Source organism: Pseudoxanthomonas sp. J35, assembly GCF_000513995.1.
Classification (GTDB): Bacteria; Pseudomonadota; Gammaproteobacteria; order Xanthomonadales; family Xanthomonadaceae; genus Pseudoxanthomonas.
On record NZ_AZVB01000003.1, the window covers coordinates 1 to 18,647 of the forward strand.

Annotated in this window: 15 protein-coding genes, 1 rRNA gene and 1 pseudogene; 6 read left to right on the plus strand and 11 right to left on the minus strand. The window is 70.8% G+C overall.

The annotated features are described in order from the left end of the window. Window positions 1–138 precede the first annotated feature (138 nt). Both rrf and PSEJ35_RS0103070 read left to right on the plus strand, forming a co-directional pair. Window positions 139–252: ribosomal RNA gene (gene rrf, locus PSEJ35_RS0103065) — 5S ribosomal RNA — on the plus strand. 272 nt (window positions 253–524) lie between these two features. After that, complete coding sequence (locus PSEJ35_RS0103070; RefSeq protein WP_037082250.1) at window positions 525–1,781, plus strand: dipeptidase; 1,257 nt, start codon at window positions 525–527, stop codon at window positions 1,779–1,781. Between the two features lie 90 nt (window positions 1,782–1,871). On the opposite strand, the gene PSEJ35_RS0103075 is transcribed toward PSEJ35_RS0103070, so the two are convergent. Together PSEJ35_RS0103075 and PSEJ35_RS0103080 are read right to left on the minus strand one after the other, a co-directional pair. After that, entirely contained in the window at window positions 1,872–3,593 is a 1,722-nt protein-coding gene (locus tag PSEJ35_RS0103075) for a M28 family metallopeptidase (RefSeq protein ID WP_028916513.1), read from the minus strand. Window positions 3,594–3,645: 52 nt separating this feature from the next. Beyond that, the gene (locus PSEJ35_RS0103080; protein WP_028916514.1) at window positions 3,646–4,311 is read right to left on the minus strand and encodes a hypothetical protein; all 666 of its coding nucleotides are present in this window, start codon (window positions 4,309–4,311) and stop codon (window positions 3,646–3,648) included. A gap of 144 nt (window positions 4,312–4,455) precedes the next feature. Between PSEJ35_RS0103080 and PSEJ35_RS0103085 the strand changes: the two genes are divergently transcribed. Then, window positions 4,456–5,688, plus strand: a complete 1,233-nt coding sequence (locus tag PSEJ35_RS0103085; RefSeq protein ID WP_156924712.1) for a peptidoglycan DD-metalloendopeptidase family protein — start codon at window positions 4,456–4,458, stop codon at window positions 5,686–5,688. A gap of 98 nt (window positions 5,689–5,786) precedes the next feature. Beyond that, window positions 5,787–7,274 (plus strand): annotated as a pseudogene (locus PSEJ35_RS0103090) (S41 family peptidase); the annotation flags it as partial. 105 nt (window positions 7,275–7,379) lie between these two features. On the opposite strand, the gene PSEJ35_RS0103095 reads toward PSEJ35_RS0103090, so the two are convergent. Together PSEJ35_RS0103095 and PSEJ35_RS0103100 are read right to left on the minus strand one after the other, a co-directional pair. Further along, window positions 7,380–7,703 (minus strand): DUF1820 family protein, encoded by a 324-nt coding sequence (locus PSEJ35_RS0103095; RefSeq protein WP_028916517.1) that lies wholly within the window; start codon window positions 7,701–7,703, stop codon window positions 7,380–7,382. Between the two features lie 66 nt (window positions 7,704–7,769). Next, window positions 7,770–8,462 (minus strand): rhomboid family intramembrane serine protease, encoded by a 693-nt coding sequence (locus PSEJ35_RS0103100; RefSeq protein ID WP_028916518.1) that lies wholly within the window; start codon window positions 8,460–8,462, stop codon window positions 7,770–7,772. A 211-nt stretch (window positions 8,463–8,673) separates the two neighbouring features. On the opposite strand from PSEJ35_RS0103100, the gene PSEJ35_RS0103105 reads away from it, so the two are divergent. Further along, window positions 8,674–10,044: an outer membrane protein transport protein gene (locus PSEJ35_RS0103105; protein WP_028916519.1), complete on the plus strand. Its 1,371-nt coding sequence runs from the start codon at window positions 8,674–8,676 to the stop codon at window positions 10,042–10,044. Between the two features lie 105 nt (window positions 10,045–10,149). Here PSEJ35_RS0103105 and PSEJ35_RS0103110 read toward each other — a convergent pair whose 3' ends face one another. The 5 genes from PSEJ35_RS0103110 to ttcA form a co-directional block, all read right to left on the minus strand. After that, window positions 10,150–11,178 (minus strand): SMP-30/gluconolactonase/LRE family protein, encoded by a 1,029-nt coding sequence (locus PSEJ35_RS0103110; RefSeq protein WP_028916520.1) that lies wholly within the window; start codon window positions 11,176–11,178, stop codon window positions 10,150–10,152. A 62-nt stretch (window positions 11,179–11,240) separates the two neighbouring features. After that, a complete protein-coding gene (locus PSEJ35_RS0103115; RefSeq protein ID WP_028916521.1) occupies window positions 11,241–12,029 on the minus strand; it encodes a SprT family zinc-dependent metalloprotease in 789 nt (262 codons plus the stop codon). Window positions 12,030–12,312: 283 nt separating this feature from the next. Further along, window positions 12,313–12,477, minus strand: coding sequence for a hypothetical protein (locus PSEJ35_RS17110; RefSeq protein WP_156924713.1), 165 nt, complete (start codon window positions 12,475–12,477; stop codon window positions 12,313–12,315). 90 nt (window positions 12,478–12,567) lie between these two features. Beyond that, on the minus strand, window positions 12,568–13,473 hold the full coding sequence (locus PSEJ35_RS0103125; protein ID WP_028916522.1) for a recombination-associated protein RdgC: 906 nt from the start codon (window positions 13,471–13,473) through the stop codon (window positions 12,568–12,570). A gap of 86 nt (window positions 13,474–13,559) precedes the next feature. Further along, on the minus strand, window positions 13,560–14,471 hold the full coding sequence (ttcA, locus tag PSEJ35_RS0103130) for a tRNA 2-thiocytidine(32) synthetase TtcA (protein ID WP_028916523.1): 912 nt from the start codon (window positions 14,469–14,471) through the stop codon (window positions 13,560–13,562). A gap of 97 nt (window positions 14,472–14,568) precedes the next feature. Between ttcA and PSEJ35_RS0103135 the strand changes: the two genes are divergently transcribed. Beyond that, window positions 14,569–14,772 carry a YdcH family protein gene (locus tag PSEJ35_RS0103135; RefSeq protein WP_028916524.1) on the plus strand — a complete coding sequence of 68 codons (204 nt, stop codon included), beginning with the start codon at window positions 14,569–14,571 and terminating at the stop codon, window positions 14,770–14,772. Between the two features lie 97 nt (window positions 14,773–14,869). On the opposite strand, the gene plsB is transcribed toward PSEJ35_RS0103135, so the two are convergent. After that, window positions 14,870–17,512: a glycerol-3-phosphate 1-O-acyltransferase PlsB gene (gene plsB / locus PSEJ35_RS0103140; RefSeq protein WP_028916525.1), complete on the minus strand. Its 2,643-nt coding sequence runs from the start codon at window positions 17,510–17,512 to the stop codon at window positions 14,870–14,872. 7 nt (window positions 17,513–17,519) lie between these two features. Next, the gene (locus tag PSEJ35_RS0103145; RefSeq protein ID WP_051412450.1) at window positions 17,520–18,488 is read right to left on the minus strand and encodes a hypothetical protein; all 969 of its coding nucleotides are present in this window, start codon (window positions 18,486–18,488) and stop codon (window positions 17,520–17,522) included. Window positions 18,489–18,647: the final 159 nt, after the last annotated feature.

An 18,647-nucleotide genomic window follows, 5' to 3' on the forward strand; every position in this document is an offset into this window, starting at 1 on the left:
GCGGCTTGACCATATAACCTCAAGTGGCCTTGGACTCGACGATCACGTCGATAGCCATCCGCCGCTCCCTACATCACAAGTCCCTATGCGAGACGGTGCGGTACCTGTCACAGGCCACCTGCACGCTCCAACCGTCTCCCTGGTGAAATTAGCGTTGTGGAACCACCCGATCCCATCCCGAACTCGGAAGTGAAACGCAACAGCGCCGATGGTAGTGTGGGCTTCCCATGCGAGAGTAGGTCATCGCCAGGGGCTTTACCCCGAACCCCCAGCCCGCAAGGCTGGGGGTTCTTCTTTGCGCGGAAGAAAAGCGTGGCACGGCGGCCGGGGGGGGGCTGAGGTACACAGGCCTCGCCCCACGCCCCACACCCCACGCAAGTGCGTGATGCACAACGCGGCCGACGGCCTGCAGGCGACGCGAATCTTCGGGGAAAACCCGCATCCACGGCGCGCGCATGCCCTTCGCACTATCCCCGCTCCGGAAAATGTCGAACAATCGACGGTCCGTTCGATGGGGGTAATGCATGAAAACTGCCGTACGTGTGTTGGCCTGCTGCGTGGCGCTGGCCTGTGCCGTCCCGGGCCTGGCCGCCGAAGTCAGCGAGCAGGCCAGGGCGCTGCATGAGCGCCTGCTGGTCCTGGACACCCATCTGGATACGCCGGCGAACCTGCCGCGCCCCGGCTGGAACGTCCTCGACGACCACACCGCCGAACGCGACTTCTCGCAGGTCGACCTGCCGCGCATGCGCAAGGGTGGCCTGGACGGCGGCTTCTGGGCGATCTACACCGGCCAGGGCGACCGTTCGCCGGAGGCCAACCTCGCCGCGCGCGACCACGGGCTGGTGCGCCTGGCGGCGATCCGCGAGATGGTCGCCGCGAATCCGCAGCACTTCGAGCTGGCGCTGACCGCCGACGATGCGCAGCGCATCGCGGCGGCCGGCAAGCGCGTGGTCTACATCAGCATGGAGAACGCCACGCCGCTGGCCACCGATCCGGGCCTGCTGACCGCGTACTACCGTCTTGGCCTGCGCATGCTGGGCATCACCCACCTGCGCAACAACGAATTCGGCGACTCGGCGAACACGCCGCCGGAGTGGAACGGCCTGAGCCCGGCGGGCAAGGCGCTGGTCGCCGAGGCCAACCGCCTGGGCATCGTGCTCGACGCCTCGCACGCCAGCGACCTGGTGTTCGACGACCTGCTGCAACTGTCGCGCGCGCCGATCGTGCTCTCGCACAGCGGTGCCGACGCGATCTACGAACATCCGCGCAACATCGACGACGAACGCCTGCGCAAGCTGGCGGCCAAGGGCGGCGTCATCCAGGTCAACGCCTACGGCGGATACCTGAAGGACACCAGCACCACGCCGGAGCGCAGCAAGGCGCTGGAGGCGCTGGAAGAGAAGTACGGCGACCAGGAACACATGGATGCGGCCACCGTCGCCCGCTTCCTGGCAGAGCGCGACGCGATCGACGCGCGCTTCCCGCCGGTGCGCGCGGACTTCGACGACTTCCTCAAGCACCTGCTGCACATCATCGAAGTGGCCGGTCCGGAGCACGTCGGCATCGGCGCCGACTGGGACGGCGGCGGCGGCGTCGACGGGATGGAAGACATCACCGACCTGCCGCGGATCACCCAGGCCCTGCTCGATGCCGGTTACGACGAACAGCAGATCGCCGGCATCTGGGGCGGCAACGTACTGCGGGTGCTGCGCGAGGCCGAGCGGGTCGCGGCCTCCCTGGACGGCGGTGCGAAGAAGGACGTCCCGGCGCACGCGCACTGAAATCGCGCTGCGCTGCCGGCAATCGCCCAGGAGAAAGGGCCGGCGCCTCGCGGCGACCGGCCCTTTCATTGCTCCACGGCCCGGAGCGGGTTACGGCGTGGCCGGAGCCGCTGCCTTGTCCGCCATCATCGTGTCGCGGGCCGCCTTGAACGCGTTGCCTTCGCGCCAGTTCGGCCAGCGGTCGCCGGCGGCCAGGTCGCGGCCCACGCCGTACAGCGCGGTGAGGTCCTCGACGATGCCGTCGTAGCGCCAGCCCTCGTGGATCTCGTCGCTGGGCTGGTGGTAGCGCTTGGCGTACTCGGCGCTGGCGGCCTTGCCGGCGGCGGTGCCGCCCTCGACCAGGTCGCTGCCGCCGCTGGCGTAAAGCGCCGGCACGCCGGCCTTGGCGAAGTTGAAGTGGTCGCTGCGGAAGTAGTAGCCGGCGGCGGTATTGCCTTCCTCCTTCAGCACGCGGCCCTGCTGGTCGGCGTAGACCTTCAGCATGTCGTCCAGCTCGGAGCTGCCCAGGCCGGTAACCACCAGGTCCTTGGAGCGGCCGGCGACGCTCATCGCGTCGAGGTTGATCACGCCGGCGATCTTGTCCAGCGGGAAGGTCGGATGGGCGACGTAGTACTTGGAACCGAGCAGGCCCGATTCCTCCAGCGTCACCGCGACGAACACCACCGAACGCTCCGGCTTCGGATCCTGGTTGGCGAAAGCCTCGGCGATCTCGAGGATGCCGGCCACGCCGGTCGCGTTGTCGACGGCGCCGTTGTAGATCTGGTCGCCTTCGCCTTCGTGCTTGCCCAGGTGGTCCCAGTGGGCCATGTACAGCACCGCTTCATCGGCGCGGCCGGCGCCCGGCAGCACGCCGATCACGTTGCGCGAGGTCTTGCGCGCGGTAGTGCTGGCCAGGTCGACCGAAAGCGTGGCGTCGAGCGGGACCGGCCTGAAGCCCGGCTTGTTGGCCTGCTTGTAGGCGTCTTCGAGCGAGATGCCCGCGCCGGCGAACAGCTTGCGCGCCGCGTCGGCGGTCAACCAGCCCTGCACCGGGATGCGCGGCTCCGGATCGTCGCTGGCCGGCAGGTCGTACTGCGCGCCGGACCAGGAGTTCTTCACCACGTCCCAGCCGTAGCTGGCGCCGGCGTCGTCGTGCACGATCAGCGCGGCCTTGGCGCCGCGGCGCGCGGCCTCCTCGAACTTGTAGGTCCAGCGCCCGTAGTAGGTCATCTTCTTGCCGTCGAACAGCTTCGGATCGTCGACATGGAAGCCCGGGTCGTTGACGAACATGACCACGGTCTTGCCGGTCCAGTCCTCGTCGCCGTAATCGTCCCAGCCGCGCTCCGGCGCCTTCACGCCGTAGCCGACGAACACGACCGGGCTGTCCTTGACGCTGACCAGCGATTCGCCGGTGCGGGTGCCGACCACCATGTCGGTGCCGAAGCCCAGCTCCACCGGCTCGCCGCCGATGGTCAGGACCAGCTTCGTATTCGGATCGGCCGTGGTTTCCACCATCGGCACTTCCTGGAAGAAGCTGTCGCCGTTGCCCGGCTGCAGGCCGATGCGCTGCATCTGCGCGCGCAGGTATTCGACCGTGCGTTCCTCGCCGGCCGACCCGGGGCCGCGGCCCTCGAACTCGTCGGAAGCGAGCCTGCCGACCAGCTCGGCGAAATCACCGGCATCGATCGCGGGCTGGAACTCGTGGTTGCTGGCCGGCAGCGAGCTGCTGGCCGCTTCGGGCGCGGCCGCGGCGGCGGGCGCGTCGGCTTCCTTCTTGCAGCCGGCCAGCGCGATTGCGCCGGCTGCAAGGCCGATCAGGATCTTGCGGGACATCGGGACTCCATAGTTGACGGCGGACGTCCCGATTCTAGCCAAGCCCCGCCGCTCAGTCCTTGGGCGCGGTATCGGTTTCGAACCGCACCGGCTCGGCACCCTTCACCTCGCCGATGCGGGCGGTACGGTGCACGTACAGGCTGACCTCGCGGCCGAACTCCAGCTTGCCTTCCACCACCGCGTCCGGACCGATCACCACGCGCGGCTTGCGCCGGGTGCTGTTGAACCAGCCCTGCGGGCGTTCGATCACGATGCCGCCGCGCACATGCGAGCCGATGCCCACGGTGACGTCGCCGTTCACGGTCTCGATCCCGCCGCTGAGCTGGGTGCGGACCAGGCCGATGCCGCCGTTCACGGTCTCGATGCCGCCGCCGATGACGCTGCCCTGGTCGACGAACACGCTGCCGTTCACGGTCTCGATGCCCTTTCCGACCTGGACGTTGCGGCCGACGCGGATCCCGCCGTTCACGGTTTCCAGGCTGCGGACGATCGCGCCGTCGCCCACGGTAATGCTGCCGTTGACGGTGGAGGCGTCGTCGGCGCGGGTGTTCTCGGCGATGCGGACCGCGCCGTTCACCGTTTCCAGGTCACCGTAGGTGCTGCCGGCGGTGGTCTCGATGCTGCCGTTGACCTTGCTGATGTCGTCCGCCGCGGTCGCCGCCAGCGGGCAGGCCAGGGCCAGCGCCAGGACAAGGCGGGTGGAGATACGTTCGTTCATGGTGGGCGCCTGTTTCCGGGACCAGACAGCATACGATCACCGTTGGCTACAATCCGCCACTGTCTGAAGTCATTGGGATGACCGGGCGTGCCCCCATGCCGTGAGCACCAGCCGCGCTGGCCAGCCGTTCCTGCCGGATTCCGGGTGCGGGCGGCGCTGGCGCTGGGGCTGGCCGCCGGACTTGGCCTGGCGCTGCCGGCGGAGGCCCCGGCGCAGTCGCAGAAGGCCACCGAGCAGCAGCTGCGCAAGGCCCGCGCCGAGCTGGAACAGATCGCCCGCGAACGCCGCAAGCTGGAAAGCCAGCGTGGCGAGGCCGCGCGCAAGCTGCGCGAGGCCGAGGAGCGCCTGGGTCGTTCCAGCCGCGCCCTCGCCGAAACCGAGGCCCAACTGCGCAGCCAGCGCGAAGCCCTGGCGGCGCTGGAACAGCAGCGCAGGACGCTGCAGGCCGACCTGGGCAAGCGCCGCGAACGCCTGGCCACCCTGTTGCGCAGTGCCTACACCCAGGGCGCCCAGGCGCCGCTGAAGCTGCTGCTGGCGCAGGACCGGATCACCGACGCGCAACGCGCCATGGCGTACTACCGCTACGCCCAGCGCAGCCAGACCACCGAGGTCCGCGAGCTGACCGCCGCGCTGGAGGCACTGGCCGCCAACGAGGCGGAAATCGCCGCGCGCACGCAGGAACTGGAAGCGCTGCAGGCGCGCCAGCAGGAAGAGCTGGCCGCGATCCGCCGCGACCGCGGCGCGCGCGCCGCGCTGGTAAGCGACCTGGAGCAGCGCTACGGCGACCGCGAGTCGCGGGAGAAAGCCCTGGGCCAGGACGTGAAATCGCTCGAGACCCTGCTCGCCAACCTGCGCGCGGCTGCCGCCCGCGCCGCCGCCGAGCGCCGTGCCGCCGCCGCCCGCGAGGCGCAGGAAAAGCGCGACGCCGCCAAGGCCGGTACGGCCACGCCCGGCAAGGTCCCGCCGAAAGTGGCCTCGGTGGCGCCGCCGCCGAAGGTCGGCGGCCTCGGCTGGCCGGCCACCGGCGAACTGCTGGCGCGCTACGGCGGGCGCCTGCCGGACGGGCGCACCAGCAACGGCGTGCTGATCGGCGCCGCGCTCGGCAGCCCGGTCACCGCGGTGGCCGATGGCACCGTGGTGTTCTCCGAGTGGATGACCGGCTACGGCCTGATCCTGATCATCGACCACGGCAACGGCTACATGAGCCTGTATGCGCACAACGAAAGCCTGCTCCGCGACGCCGGCGCGCGCGTGCGCCGCGGCGAGGCGGTGGCGAAGGTCGGCAGTTCCGGCGGCCACGGCCGCCCGGCGCTGTACTTCGAACTGCGACGCAACGGCCAGCCGGTCGACCCCTCGACCTGGCTGCAGCGGCGCTGAAGCGGGCGTCGCGCGCGGCGGGCCGGGTTCAAGCGGCATTGGGCCGGCCTTGACGCATAATCGGGACAAACGCGCCCAGAGCGCTCCCGGAGTCCTGCATGCGTCGTCTTCCGCTCCTGCTGTCGCCGGCCCTGGCGCTGGCCCTGCTGCCGGCCGCGTCCGTCCTTGCCCGGCAGCCTGAGCCCGGACAGCCCCCGGCACCGGCGGAAGAGCCGGCGCAGGTGCCTGCGGACGAGGCCGTGCCCGGCGACGGCGCGCCGGGCGCCGCCGCCGGAGCCCCGGCTGGCGAGCCGCCGGCCACGGCTCCCGCCGAGGCGCCGGTCCCGGCCAGCGACGATCCCGATGCGAACGAATCCGCCGCGGCGGCCAGCTCGCGCGTGCCGCTGGCGGAGATCCGCCGCTACGTGGCGGTCTACAACGCGGTCAAGGAGGTGTACGTCGACCCGGTCGAGGACCGCGAGCTGATGCAGTCGGCGATCCGCGGCCTGCTGATGGACCTGGACCCGCACAGCGCCTACCTCGACAAGGCTGCCGCCGAATCCTTCGACGAGCAGACCAGCGGCGCCTACGACGGCATCGGCGTGGAACTGCTGCAGCAGCAGGACAACACCCTCAAGGTGATCGCACCGATCGACGAGACCCCGGCCGCACGCGCCGGCATCCTCGCCGGCGACACCATCATCGCCATCGACGGCAAGCCGATCGCCGAGGTCGAGGGCATGGAACCGCTGCGCGGCGCGCCCGGCAGCAAGGTCACCATCACCCTGGTGCGCGAAGGCCGCGACAAGCCGTTCGACGTGACCCTGCAGCGCGAGACCATCAAGGTCACCAGCGTGCGCAGCCGCATGCTCGAACCGGGTTACGGCTACGTGCGCATCAGCACCTTCCAGGCCGACACCGGCGCCGATTTCCAGAAGCACGTCGACCAGCTGCAGGCCAAGGCCGGCGGCAACCTGCGCGGCCTGGTCCTGGACCTGCGCAGCAATCCCGGCGGCCTGCTCACCGCCGCGGTGCAGGTGGCCGACGACCTGCTCGATCGTGGCGGCATCGTCAGCACGCGCGGCCGCATCCCGATCAGCGACACACGCTTCGACGCGACCCCGGGCGATCGCCTCAAGGGCGCGCCGGTGGTAGTGCTGGTCGACGCCGGTTCGGCCAGCGCGGCCGAGGTGCTGGCCGGCGCGCTGCGCGACAACGGACGCGCGCGCATCGTCGGCAGCCGCACCTTCGGCAAGGGCTCGGTGCAGACCGTGCTGCCGCTGGACAACGGCGATTCGGTGAAGCTGACCACCGCGCGCTACTACACGCCCAGCGGACGCTCGATCCAGGCCAGCGGCATCGTCCCGGATACCGAGCTGGCGCCGGATCCGGCGCTGGTGCAGGCGCCCGACGTGCCGGCGAGCATCGCCAGCATCAGCGAGGCCAAGCTGCCGGGCCACCTGCGCGGCGACGACGAGGACGCGCCCGACTACCGGCCCGGCCTGCCGCTGCCCGGCGACCAGCCGATCACCGCCGCGCTGGCGGAACTGAAGAAGCTGGCCAAGGGCGCGCCGGTGGCGGCGTCGAAGGCGCGCGCGCAGGCGCGCTGAACCCGGCTGCGGGCGCCGCGGTCGTGGCGGCCGGAGGAAGCGGATGCGTGGTCGCCGGGTGGCGGGCGTTCGTCCGCTACCTGCCGGCAGAAACAACCGGCCTCAGCGCGGCGGCTTGGCCGGCAGCGGGAACGGGGTGACGACCTTTTCGCCGGTGGCCGCATCGCGGATCGCCGACTGGCCTTTGCGCTCCACTTCCTCGACCCGGACGATGCTCTGCATCGGCAGGTGCAGCATCTTCGTGTTGCCGAACTCGTCGCGCAGCCGCTCCTCGGTCGGGTCGACCACCAGACCTTCGTGCAGGTCGAACACCAGCTCGCCGACCTCGGTGAATCCCCACAGCGAACTGCCGGCCACGTGCCGGGCGTAGAGCTCGTACACCTTGCCGTGGTTGAGGAAGGTCACCTTGTACAGCGGCTTGGCCATGGGCAGGACGATCTCCGGAGGGGACGCAAAGATGGGGCACGGCCGCCCCGAATCCAAGGGCAGGCCTCAGTAGCCACGTTGCCGCCGCAGGCGCCGGGCGATGCCGGCGCGCACCACCAGGGCGAACACCACCCCGAACAGGAAGCCGGCCACGTGCGCCGCCCAGGCTACCGCGCCGAAGGCCGGGCCGATGTAGGCGAACAGCACCTGCAGCGCCGCCCAGATCCCGATCAGCAGGAAGGCCGGGGCGCGGACGAACTCCAGGAACAGCCCCAGCGGCAGTACCACCCCCAACCGGGCAGACGGGAACAGCGCCAGATAGGCGCCGATCACCGCCGAAACCGCGCCGCTGGCGCCGATCACCACCTGGTCCGGGTTGCCGATCGCCATCACCGCGGCCAGGTTGGCCACCGCCCCGCCGAGCAGGAACAGCAGCAGGAAGCGCCAGGCCCCCATGGTCCGCTCGGCCGGCAGGCCGAAGATCAGCAGGAACACCAGGTTGCCCAGCAGGTGGGCCCAGTCGGCGTGCAGGAACAGGGCGGTGAACAGGCGCGAGACGCTGCCGTCCTGCAGCGCCGCCAGCCAGGCGACCCCGCCGCCCAGGCCCCGTCCCAGGGCTCCCCAGGCCAGCCAGAGGGCGTGCCGGGCCTCGTCCGGGCGGCCCAGCGACCACAGGAAGGCCAGCCACAGGGCGGCGAACAGCAGGGGGGTGGCCCAGCGCGGGGAAGGTTTGCGTCGTGACGGCAGCGATACAAACATGCCGCCAATATCGCCGATCAGCGGCAAGCTTGTCCGCTGCAGTGCGGCAACTTTTACTGCACTGCAGCGTTATTTCTGGGTTAAAAGCATGCTTATATTCCAGTACGGCGTCGTATGTCGGGGGAAAGGGCTCCGATGATGGGGGCCCGGAAGGGCGATCCGCCGACGCTGGCGACAACAACAAACACGTATCCCGGAGAGAGAGCGCAACATGCATTACGCCCACAGCTTCACCCGCTTTTCCGTGCTGGCCCTCGGCATCGCCGGTGCGCTGGCATGCGGCCACGCCCACGCCGCCGCCTTCCAGCTGAAGGAAAACAGCGCCAAGGGCCTGGGCCGCGCGTTCGCCGGTTCCACCACCGCCCCCGGCGACGCCTCGGTCGTGGCCACCAACCCCGCCTCGATGCGCCTGCTCGACGGCCGCCAGCTGCAGGCCGACCTGAGCGCGATCAGCTTCTCGGCCGAGTTCGAGAAGTTCGGCGCCCGCCACGTCGGCGCCACCGGTCCCGGCACCGGCACCCCGGTCTCCGGCGGCAACGGCGGCGACGCCGGCATGATCGCCCCGGTCCCGGCGGCGTACTTCCACGTGCCGTTCGGCGCCGAGGACAACATGCACTTCGGCATGTCGCTGACCGCCCCGTTCGGCTTCAAGACCGAATACGACAGCGACTGGGTCGGCCGCTATCACGGCATCAAGACCGACCTGAAGGTGGTCGACCTGGGCGCGGCCTTCTCGTACGACGTCAATCCGTACGTCTCGTTCGGCGCCAGCGTGTTCGTCGAGCACCTGACCATCGAGCTGAGCAGCGCGATCGACTTCGGCACCGCGATCTACGCCCGTCCGGGCGGCGCGCAGCTGGGCTTCCGCCCGGGCAACGCCGACGGCACCATGACCATCGAAGGCGACAACAACGCCTGGGGCTTCCTGCTGGGCACGACGCTGACCCCGGTCGAAGGCACCAACCTGGCCTTCACCTACCGCTCCAAGGTCGAGCACAAGATCACCGGCGGCAAGGCCAACTTCGACGTCCCGGCCAATGCCGCGGCCGTGCTGGGCCTGGTCGCTCCGGGCCAGTACGTCGACACCAGCGGTCGCGCCACCCTGACCCTGCCGGCGGTGTTCCACTTCAGCATCACCCATGCGGTCAACGACCGCTGGTCGGTCATGGCCGACCTGTCGCGCACCGCATGGAGCCCGGCCTTCGACCAGGTCACCGTCGACTTCGCCTCCAACCAGCCCGACGCGGTGCTGGAGTTCAACTACAACGACACCACCTTCGGCTCGATCGGCACCGAGTACAAGCTGTCCGACACGGTGACCCTGCGTGCCGGCGTGGCCTACGACGAGACCCCGACCAGCTACGCGCACCGCGACGTCCGCGTCCCGGACGTGACCCGCAAGTGGTTGTCGTTCGGCCTGGGCTGGACCCCGTCGGAGAAGGTCGAATACAACTTCGGCTATACCCATCTGTTCACCAACGATCCGGCGGTGAACCTGGTGTCGCCGACCGGCAGCACGCTGCAGGGTCGTTACGACGTCGGTGGCGACATCCTGGCGGCTTCGATCAACTACAAGTTCTGATCGGATCCCCAGCGCACCACGGAAAAGCCCCGCTCCGGCGGGGCTTTTTCTTGCGCCGTCGGCGGCGTCCGGCGTGCACGCCGCGCGTGCGTGACGGATGCAGCGTCAGTACGGCAGCCCGGCGACGTCCAGCTCGATCGACCACACCGAGCCGGCCCCGGTGAGGTACAGCGTGCGCCGGTCCTCGCCGCCGAAGGTGGCGTTGGTGAGGTTGGCATCGACCACGATCGTCGCCAGTGCCTCGCCCTGCGGCGAGACCACGCGCACGCGCCGGCGCGTGTGCTCGGTGAGATAGATGTTGCCGAGGCAGTCCACGGCCAGGCCGTCGGGAATCACCGCATCGCTGACCAGGGCGCGATGGCTGCCGTCGGGCCTGCCGTCCACCAGCGGATACGCACGCAGCACGCCGTTCTCTTCCCCGCCGGCTACGTAGAGGGTGCGGCCATCCGGCGACAGGGCGATGCCATTGGGGTTGCGCAGCGTGTCGTCGACCACCGAGACCACGCCGTCGGTGCCGACGCGGTAGACGCGGGTGCGTTCCTGCCCGCCCGGCGCGGCCGCGCGCTGGAAGTCCGGATCGGTGAACCAGATCGTGCCGTCGGCGCTGGCGACCAGGTCGTTGGGCGAGTTGAACGGCTGGCCTTCGAATTCGCCGACGATGCGGATGCGCGAACCGTCGACCAGGTCGAAGCGGGAGAGCTCCTTGCGGTCGTGGGTGGCGGCCAGCAGCGCGCCATCGTCGCCCAGGGCCAGGCCGTTGCTGCCGCTGGGGTCGATCGCCGTCTCCAGGCGGCCGTCGGCGGTGAGCCGGCGGATCCTCGAGGGGAAGCCCTCGTCGAAGGTGAAATCGGAGAAGTACAGCGTGCCGCCGGTCCACACCGGGCCCTCGTACAGGCCCTTGCTGCCATCGCCATCGGCTGCGGCGATGCGGGTGGCGACCAGTTCGCCGCGTGGCGCGGTGCCGGGTTCGGCCGGGCATTGCGGATGGGTGGCAGGTGCCGTGCCGGTGGTGGCTGGCGCTTCCGGGGCCGCAGGGGCAGCCGGGGCGGCGGGTTCCTCGGGCGCGCGCTGGCAGGCGCACAGCAGGAGGGTGGCAAGCGCGGCGGACAGCACGGTGCGGGACGACGGCGTCATCAGGGGCTCCCGGTATGGACCGGGCCATCCTAGCGCGCCGCGCCGTGCGCGGCCGGGCGGCCTCAGCCAGCCAGCAGCGTGCGCAGGGTGGCCTTGAGCCGCCGGCCTTCGCGGTGGAAGTAGGCGCGCTCGTCGCGCCAGTCCGGGAAGCGCGCCTCGACCTCGGCCCAGAACGCCGGCGAATGGTTGGCCTGCAGCAGGTGGCACAGCTCGTGCACCAGCACGTACTCGAAGGCCGAAGGCCGGGCCAGGACCAGCGCCAGGTCCAGGGCGAGGCTGCCGTCCGGCGCCAGCGAACCCCACTGCGAGGACATCACCTTCAAGCGCAGCTGGCGCGGCGCGCGCGGCAGCCCGGCCAGGTAACGCGGCAGCCAGCGGCCGACGTCGGCGCGCGCCTCGGCCTCGTAGAACGCGCGCAGCGCACGGCGCAGGCTGGCGTCGGTGGTGCGTGCGGTGAGCTGGACATGGATGCTGGCGTCATCGCGGGCGATGCGCAGGCAGCGGCCCTCGCTCCAGTGCACGGGAACCTCGCCGCCTCGCAGCGGCAGTGAGGCGGTTTCGTAGGGCACCAGCGCGACCGCGCTGCCGTCCGCCGGCAGGTGGCGATCCAGCTGCAAGGCCAGCCAGTCGCGGTGTTCGTGCAGGAAGCGGTCGCCGGACACCAGGCTGGCGCGCATCGGCAGGGTCAGCCGTGCGCCGCGTTCGTCCACGCTCAGGCGCAGCCGGCGTGCGCGCGGATCGCGCACGCGCTGCACCTCGATGCGGCGGCCGTCGTCGAGCTGCAGTTCCAGCGTGTCGCGCTGCACGCGTTGCGGCGTGCGGGCGAACAGGCGGGAGAGCGGCGAAGGCATGCGCAGATTCTAGGCGCAAAGCGCCTCCGCGCCGTGCCTCCGCGCGAACTGGCCGCGCCGGCCCGGCTCAACGGTTCCGGGAGGGCGGCTGCGGCGCCGGATGCGCGGCAACCTTCGGGAACATGTGCGAGAACCGCAGTGCATTCCGGTCGGGGATCGGTGGGACGGAGGCGCCGACGGGATGCTCGCGGAGGGCGGCTTCGCGGTGCCAGAGGCCCAGCAGGCGCTCGCACTGCCCGGCCAGGCCTTCCGGGTAGCGCGTCCTGGCGAACGCTTCGTCGTCTCAGCGCGCGATGAACTGGCGACCGGAGCGGGTGATGATCGGGGGGGAATACAGCGCCGGGATGACATGGACCGAAGCGTCGGCGGCGGGCGACTGTGGTTCCGAGCCGTGCGCGGGCGATGCGAAAGCGGCGGCGAGCACGACGGACAGCGACAGCGTCTTCATCGGTGCCTCCCTGGCAGGGTGTGGCCCCAGCCTAGTCCCTGCCCGCGGTGGCCGCAAACAAGGCCGTTCCCGGCGAGCGGCCTTGCGTATTCAGCCCTCGGCCCTGCTCAGCTTCAGCGCCGACTCCAGCACCAGGAACAGGCGGCGCACCTCGCCGGCCAGCAGCGCGAAGCGCGCGTCGAGTTCCTGGCGCAGGTCGTCGCGCTCGGTGCTCTCCAGCTGGTCGACCGCGCCTTCGAGGAACTTCAGCTTGCGCACGCCCAGGTCCTCGCCGAGGACGAAGGAGACGTGGTCGTCGAGGTTCAGCGCCAGCTTGGTCACCTGCTTGCCGGACTCCAGGTGCTTGGCGATCTCGTCGCTGATCAGTTCCTGGTTCTGCGCCTTCACCACCGCGCCGCCGTCCATCGCGTCCTTCAGCTCGCACTCCTCGCCCAGCGACAGGCCTTCCGGCAGCGGCTCGCCGGCGATCCAGCCGGTCAGCACGCTGCGCGGCGCCACTTCCGCGTTCGGCGGGATCGCCGGGAAGCTGCCCATCGCGCGGCGGATTTCCGAGGCCACCGCCTCGGCGGTCTTGCGCGAGGAGGTGTCGACGGCGAGGAAACCGTGCTCCAGGTCCAGCAGCGCGTCGGTGCGCGAGCTCTTCACGAAGGCGCGCGGCAGCAGCTCGTGCAGCAGGTCGTCCTTGAGCCGCTTGCGCGCCTTGCCGCCGAGCTTGCGGCCTTCCTTCTCCTCGATCTCGGCGACCTTCTGCGCGAGCAGGTCGTTGACCACCGAGCCGGGCAGGAGCTTGTTCTCGCTGCCGACGGCCAGCCAGATCGAGTTGCCGATGCGGTGCGACAGCGCCTCGTCGCCGCGGCCGAACGGGGAGATGAAGCCGCTGGAGGACAGCTCCAGCGGACCGACCGGCCTGAGCGCGGCCTCCGGGAGCAGTTCGTCGAGCCGGGAGAAATCGTGGGCGGGGGGGAAGCGGAAGAAGGTCAGGTTGCGGAAGAACATTCGGTATCCAGGATCGAAAGCGGGGCAGGCGCCGCACGGCGCCGTGCATCAGGTCAGGAAGCGGTCGCAGGGTTCGCGACGCGCGGTCAGGCGGGCGTGGGCGGCTCGTCCTCGTGCGGCGTGCCGGCCAGCCAGGCGTGGGCATCGGCGCGCGCGGCGCCTTCGCGGTGGCCCAGGCCGAGGAAGTCGAACAGCTTCGGGTCGGCCAGCTGCGAGGGACGGATGTCGCCCAGCGCCCTGGCGATCGTCTCGACGCGCCCGGGCGACTCGCGTTCCCACTGCTGCAGCATCAGCCCGACCTGCTTGCGCTGCAGGTTCTCCTGGCTGCCGCACAGGTTGCACGGGATGATCGGGAACTGGCGCGCGGCCGCGTACTCGACGATGTCCGCCTCGCGCACGTAGGCCAGCGGCCGGATCACCACGTGGCGGCCGTCGTCGGACAGCAGCTTCGGCGGCATGCCCGACAGCTTGGCGTGGTGGAACAGGTTCAGGAAGAAGGTGGCGACCATGTCGTCGCGGTGGTGGCCCAGGGCGATCTTGGTGAAGCCGTGCTCGGCCGCGTACGCGTACAGCGCGCCGCGGCGCATGCGCGAGCACAGCGAGCACATGGTCTTCCCTTCCGGCACCACCCGGCTGACCACCGAATAGGTGTCCTGCTCGATGATGTGGAACGGCACGCCGATCGAGGACAGGTAGTCCGGCAGCACGTGTTCGGGGAAGCCCGGCTGCTTCTGGTCCAGGTTCACCGCGACCAGCTCGAACGGTACCGGCGCCTTGCGCTGCAGCTGCAGCAGGATGTCGAGCAGGGTGTAGCTGTCCTTGCCCCCGGACAGGCAGACCATGACCTTGTCGCCGGCCTCGATCATGCCGAAGTTGGCGATGGCCTGGCCGACCTGGCGGCGCAGGCGCTTGGCCAGCTTGGTCTGTTCGCGGTGGGCCACGCGCGGATCGACGCGGCGGGTCGGGGGTTCGGGGAGGGGCAGGACGGCGGCGTTCATTGTCGCGCCATTCTACCGGGGGGCGTCCGCGGGTGCCGGGCGGGCCACCCCGCCGCGACCGGCGAAAGCGCGCGCGGGGCCGGTGTAAGCTTTGCGCGTGGATACCCTCGAGCCCAGCGCCATCGCCGCCCGCATCGCCGAGTTGCGCCGCGAGCACCGCGCGCTGGACGAACGCATCGACCAGCTGGCGGCCAATCCGGTCGACGAACTGGAAGCCAAGCGCCTGAAGCGGCGCAAGCTGCAGATCAAGGACTGCATCGCCCGCCTGGAAAGCATGCTGATCCCGGACCAGCCGGCCTGAGCGGCCGGCTGCGGCCGGAACGGGAGCTAGGCAGGCAGGCTGGGGCGCCACGCATGGCGCCCTCCCGCAGCGAAGCCACGACCTGCCGGAGGGCGGGTCAGGCCTCCGGGGACGTCTCGGTCGCTTCCGGCCGCGCCGCCTCGGGGCTGACGCGTTCGATCGTGTGCCGCAGTTCGCGGCCGAGGATCATCTTCGCGTCCTTGGCCCACACGTTCAGCCGCTCGTCGAACAGCAGCTTGCTGTTCTGGTCCGGCCACACCAGCTTCATCTCGCGCAGCTTCTGGATGAAGCCGCGGAACAGGCTCCTGTCGAAGAACTCCGGCGCGGCCTCGGCGTAGAGCAGGCTCAGGCGCTGCGCGGCCAGCTGGCACAGGCTTTCCAGCTCGGCGGCGCCGAGCGTGCCAGGACCGTTCTTCACCAGCACCGAGATGGCGATGTAGTAGCGCTCGAACGCCTGCTGCAGGGTGTGGCCGATCGCGCGCAGGCGGAACACCTCGTCGCTCTGGCCCTGCTTGCGCTGCAGGATGCCGTCTTCATCGTCGTTGACCTGCTGCAGCAGCCCCTCGCGCACGAACACGTCGGTGATCCGCTCCAGGCGCCCGGCGAACTCCTCCTCGGTCCACGGCAGGAACAGCTCGGCCTGCAGGAACGGGTACACGGTGCGGCCCAGGCGCACCAGGGTGCGCCGGCTCATGCGCCGGTTGTGCTGGAAGCACACCGCGATCCACGACGAGGCGGTGAACAGGTGCGCGACGTTGTTGCGGAAATACGACAGCAGCACCGCGGTGTCGTCGTCCACGCTCAGCACGTCGCCCAGCGGGTGCGGGATGCGCCGCAGCACGCCGATCTCCTCGCCGTGGGCGACGATCTCCTCCGGCGTGTGCGGGGTGACGGTGAAGCGCGCCGAGTACGGGATCTCCGACAGCAGGGTCTTGGACAGGGCGATCTGTGCCAGCAGGTCGGCCTCGCCCATTGCGTGCTTGGGCGTGGACAGGATCGCCAGCGCCAGCAGGTTGATCGGATTGACGTCGGCGGCGCTGTTGACGTGCACCTGGATCTTCTGCGCCAGCGCGTCGACGGTATCGGCCAGCCAGCCCGGCTTCTCGTCCTCCGGCAGCGGGCGGCCGTCCCAGGACGGCGCGTGCTCGGCCAGCACCTTGCCCAGCTCGATCGGCTCGCCGAAGTTCACCACCACCTGGCCGTAGTTGCTGCGCAGCACCTTGGGGATGCCCATCAGCAGCTGCCAGATCGATTCCTTCTCCTTGGGCTTGCCGGACAGCTCGTCGAGGTAGCTGTTGCCCTCCATCAGCTTCTCGTAGCCGATGTACACCGGCTGGAACAGCACCGGGCGGGTCGGCTGGCGCAGGTAGGCGCGCACGGTCATGGCGATCATGCCGCCCTTGGGCTGCAGCAGCCGGCCGGTGCGCGAGCGCCCGCCCTCGATGAAGTATTCCAGCGAGTAGCCGCCGGACACCAGCTGCGCCACGTACTCGGTGAACACCGCCGAATACAGCGGGTTGCCACGGAAGCTGCGGCGCATGAAGAACGCGCCGCCCTTGCGCAGGATGGTGCCGACCACCGGCAGGTTGAGGTTGATGCCGGCGGCGATGTGCGGCGGCACGATGCCGCGTTCGTACAGCAGGTACGACAGCAGCAGGTAGTCCATGTGGCTGCGGTGGCAGGGCACGTAGACCACTTCGTGGCCGGGCGCGACCTCCTTCAGGCGGTCCAGGTGGTGGACCAGCACGCCGCGGTAGATCTTGTTCCAGACGGGAGTGAGGATGAAGCTGGCCGAGCGCACCACCGGGTGCGAGTAGTCGGCGGCGATTTCCCAGGCGTAGGCGTGGGCCTTCTTCCAGGCCTCGGCGGGCCGGGTGTTGTCGCGCCTGGCCTGGTCGGCGATCGCCTCGCGCACGGTGTCGGCGGCCAGCACCTTGTCGACCAGCAGGCGCCGGGTCGACAGGTCCGGGCCGATGACCGCGGCGCGGATCCGGCGGAAGTGCGCGCGCAGCACGCGCTGCAGCTTGCGCACGGTGCGCTCCGGCGACAGGCCCTCGTCCACGCTCTCGCGCAGCGAGACCGGTTCGGCGAAGCGGACCAGGGTGTCGCGGCCGTTGATCAGGATCGCCAGCAGGCGGCGGAAGCGGCCGACCAGCGCCCAGTTCTCCGAGAACAGCACCGAGAACCAGCCGCTCTGCCGCTCCGGTGCGCGGCCGACGAAGATCGACACCGGCACCAGCCGCACGTCCAGCGCCGGGTCGGCGCGGTGTGCCTGCAACAGGCGGGCCATCGAATCGGAATGGGTGCGTTTGGCCGGGCGCTGGTCCGGGATCAGCGGCGCGGCGTTGCGCCGCGACAGCGCCACGTAGGCGCGCTTGCGCCCGGTCGGGTCGCGCGGCAGCGGCACCAGCGGCGAGGGCAGGCCGGCCTCGCGGCAGGCCTTGTCCAGGATCAGCGCGTTGGACAGGCCGTAGCTCTCGAGCACGTAGCAGATCGGCCGCGGGTCTCCGGTGTACTCGCCCAGGTCGGCCGGTTCCAGCTTCAGGTCCAGCCAGGGACTGGCCAGCCAGCCCATGAAGCGGGCCCACAGCGGGCGCCGCGCCGGGGGCGTCGGGCGCTGCGCGGGGGGTGTCGGCACCACGGCTTCGGCGCCCGCGCCGGCGGGGGTCTTGGCCGCCCCGCTGTCCGCCGGCGGGTGGCCTTCGGACTCGGGGAACGGCAGGGGATTCTGTTCTGGCATGGCGGGATTATCGCCCAGCGGCCGGCCCGTCCGGTGGCTGGGCCGGCGGCGGCGCCGGCAGGCCGGGCAGGGCGGCGCCCACGGCGGGTGCTCCGGCCGGTTCGGCCAGCAGCGAGGCGGCGTGTTCGAGGTAGTCGGTCAGGTACCAGCGGCCGTTGCGGCGGGTCAGGCTGACCGTGGTGTCGATCTCGGCGCCGGCCAGCGGGTAGTGCACCCGCACCGTGGCGTGCTCGCCGTCCTCCTCGACCAGGCCGGTGCGCAGGTCGGCCAGGCTCTGGTCCAGGTCCAGGCCGTAGTCGGCCAGCACTTCCTTGAGGGCGGCGGCGAACGGCCCCAGCCGGCGCAGGCTCTCCTCCATCCCGGCCGCGACCAGTGCCTCGTCGCCGGGCAGGCCGGTGGCGCGGGCGGCGGCGGCGAGCCGGTCGATGGCGGCATGGCCGCGGTCGCGGCTGCCCAGCGGGGCGGTGGTCGACCACGCCGACAGGGCGGCCACCACCTGCACGTAGTGGGCGCGCTCCTCGTCGCTGTAGTCGCCCGGGGTCTTGATGTACTGGGTGCCGAACAGGGCCAGGCTGCGCGCGGCGTCGCGCAGCGCCGCGTCCTGGCCGGCGAGCTGGCGGTCGAAGGCCAGGCGCAGCTCCTGCTCCGAGCCGGGCGCCGACAGGGCCGCCAGCATCGGCCCGAGCTGCTCGTCCAGCGGCAGCTCGGTCAGCGGCCAGCGGCTGCGGCCCTCGGTCCAGGCCCGGGCGAGGCCGGCGTGCTCCTCCGCCGGCAGGGCATCGCGGGCGAAGGCCTGCAGGTCGTTGCGGCGCACGTGCTCGGCCAGCAGCTTCACCGCACCGGCCGGTTCGCTGGCCGCGCCGGGCAGTTCCTCCGGCACCGGCTCGCGCCGGCATCCGCCCAGCAGCAGCGCCAGCAGCAACGGCGGAGCCCACAACAAGGCGGCGTGCCGGTGCAGGCGATGCGGTCGGGACATGGGTGGCCTCCGGTGGTCCGCGCCGAGTGTGGCGGCAGCCGCGGGGCCCGGGCAAGGCGGGGGGGCAATAAAAAAGGGAGGCCCGAAGCCTCCCTCAAGCCGGCCGGGGGCCGGTGGACATCGTGTTGTGGCACGGTTCCGGCACTGCCGGATGGCGGC

Bases quoted from the DNA above. Each gene is read 5' to 3' on its own strand.
- PSEJ35_RS0103070 (WP_037082250.1), top strand. From the start codon at position 525: ATGAAAACTGCCGTACGTGTGTTGGCCTGCTGCGTGGCGCTGGCCTGT.
- PSEJ35_RS0103075 (WP_028916513.1), bottom strand. From the start codon at position 3,593: ATGTCCCGCAAGATCCTGATCGGCCTTGCAGCCGGCGCAATCGCGCTG.
- PSEJ35_RS0103080 (WP_028916514.1), bottom strand. From the start codon at position 4,311: ATGAACGAACGTATCTCCACCCGCCTTGTCCTGGCGCTGGCCCTGGCC.
- PSEJ35_RS0103095 (WP_028916517.1), bottom strand. From the start codon at position 7,703: ATGGCCAAGCCGCTGTACAAGGTGACCTTCCTCAACCACGGCAAGGTG.
- PSEJ35_RS0103100 (WP_028916518.1), bottom strand. From the start codon at position 8,462: ATGTTTGTATCGCTGCCGTCACGACGCAAACCTTCCCCGCGCTGGGCC.
- PSEJ35_RS0103105 (WP_028916519.1), top strand. From the start codon at position 8,674: ATGCATTACGCCCACAGCTTCACCCGCTTTTCCGTGCTGGCCCTCGGC.
- PSEJ35_RS0103110 (WP_028916520.1), bottom strand. From the start codon at position 11,178: ATGACGCCGTCGTCCCGCACCGTGCTGTCCGCCGCGCTTGCCACCCTC.
- PSEJ35_RS0103115 (WP_028916521.1), bottom strand. From the start codon at position 12,029: ATGCCTTCGCCGCTCTCCCGCCTGTTCGCCCGCACGCCGCAACGCGTG.
- PSEJ35_RS17110 (WP_156924713.1), bottom strand. From the start codon at position 12,477: ATGAAGACGCTGTCGCTGTCCGTCGTGCTCGCCGCCGCTTTCGCATCG.
- PSEJ35_RS0103125 (WP_028916522.1), bottom strand. From the start codon at position 13,473: ATGTTCTTCCGCAACCTGACCTTCTTCCGCTTCCCCCCCGCCCACGAT.
- ttcA (WP_028916523.1), bottom strand. From the start codon at position 14,471: ATGAACGCCGCCGTCCTGCCCCTCCCCGAACCCCCGACCCGCCGCGTC.
- plsB (WP_028916525.1), bottom strand. From the start codon at position 17,512: ATGCCAGAACAGAATCCCCTGCCGTTCCCCGAGTCCGAAGGCCACCCG.
- PSEJ35_RS0103145 (WP_051412450.1), bottom strand. From the start codon at position 18,488: ATGTCCCGACCGCATCGCCTGCACCGGCACGCCGCCTTGTTGTGGGCT.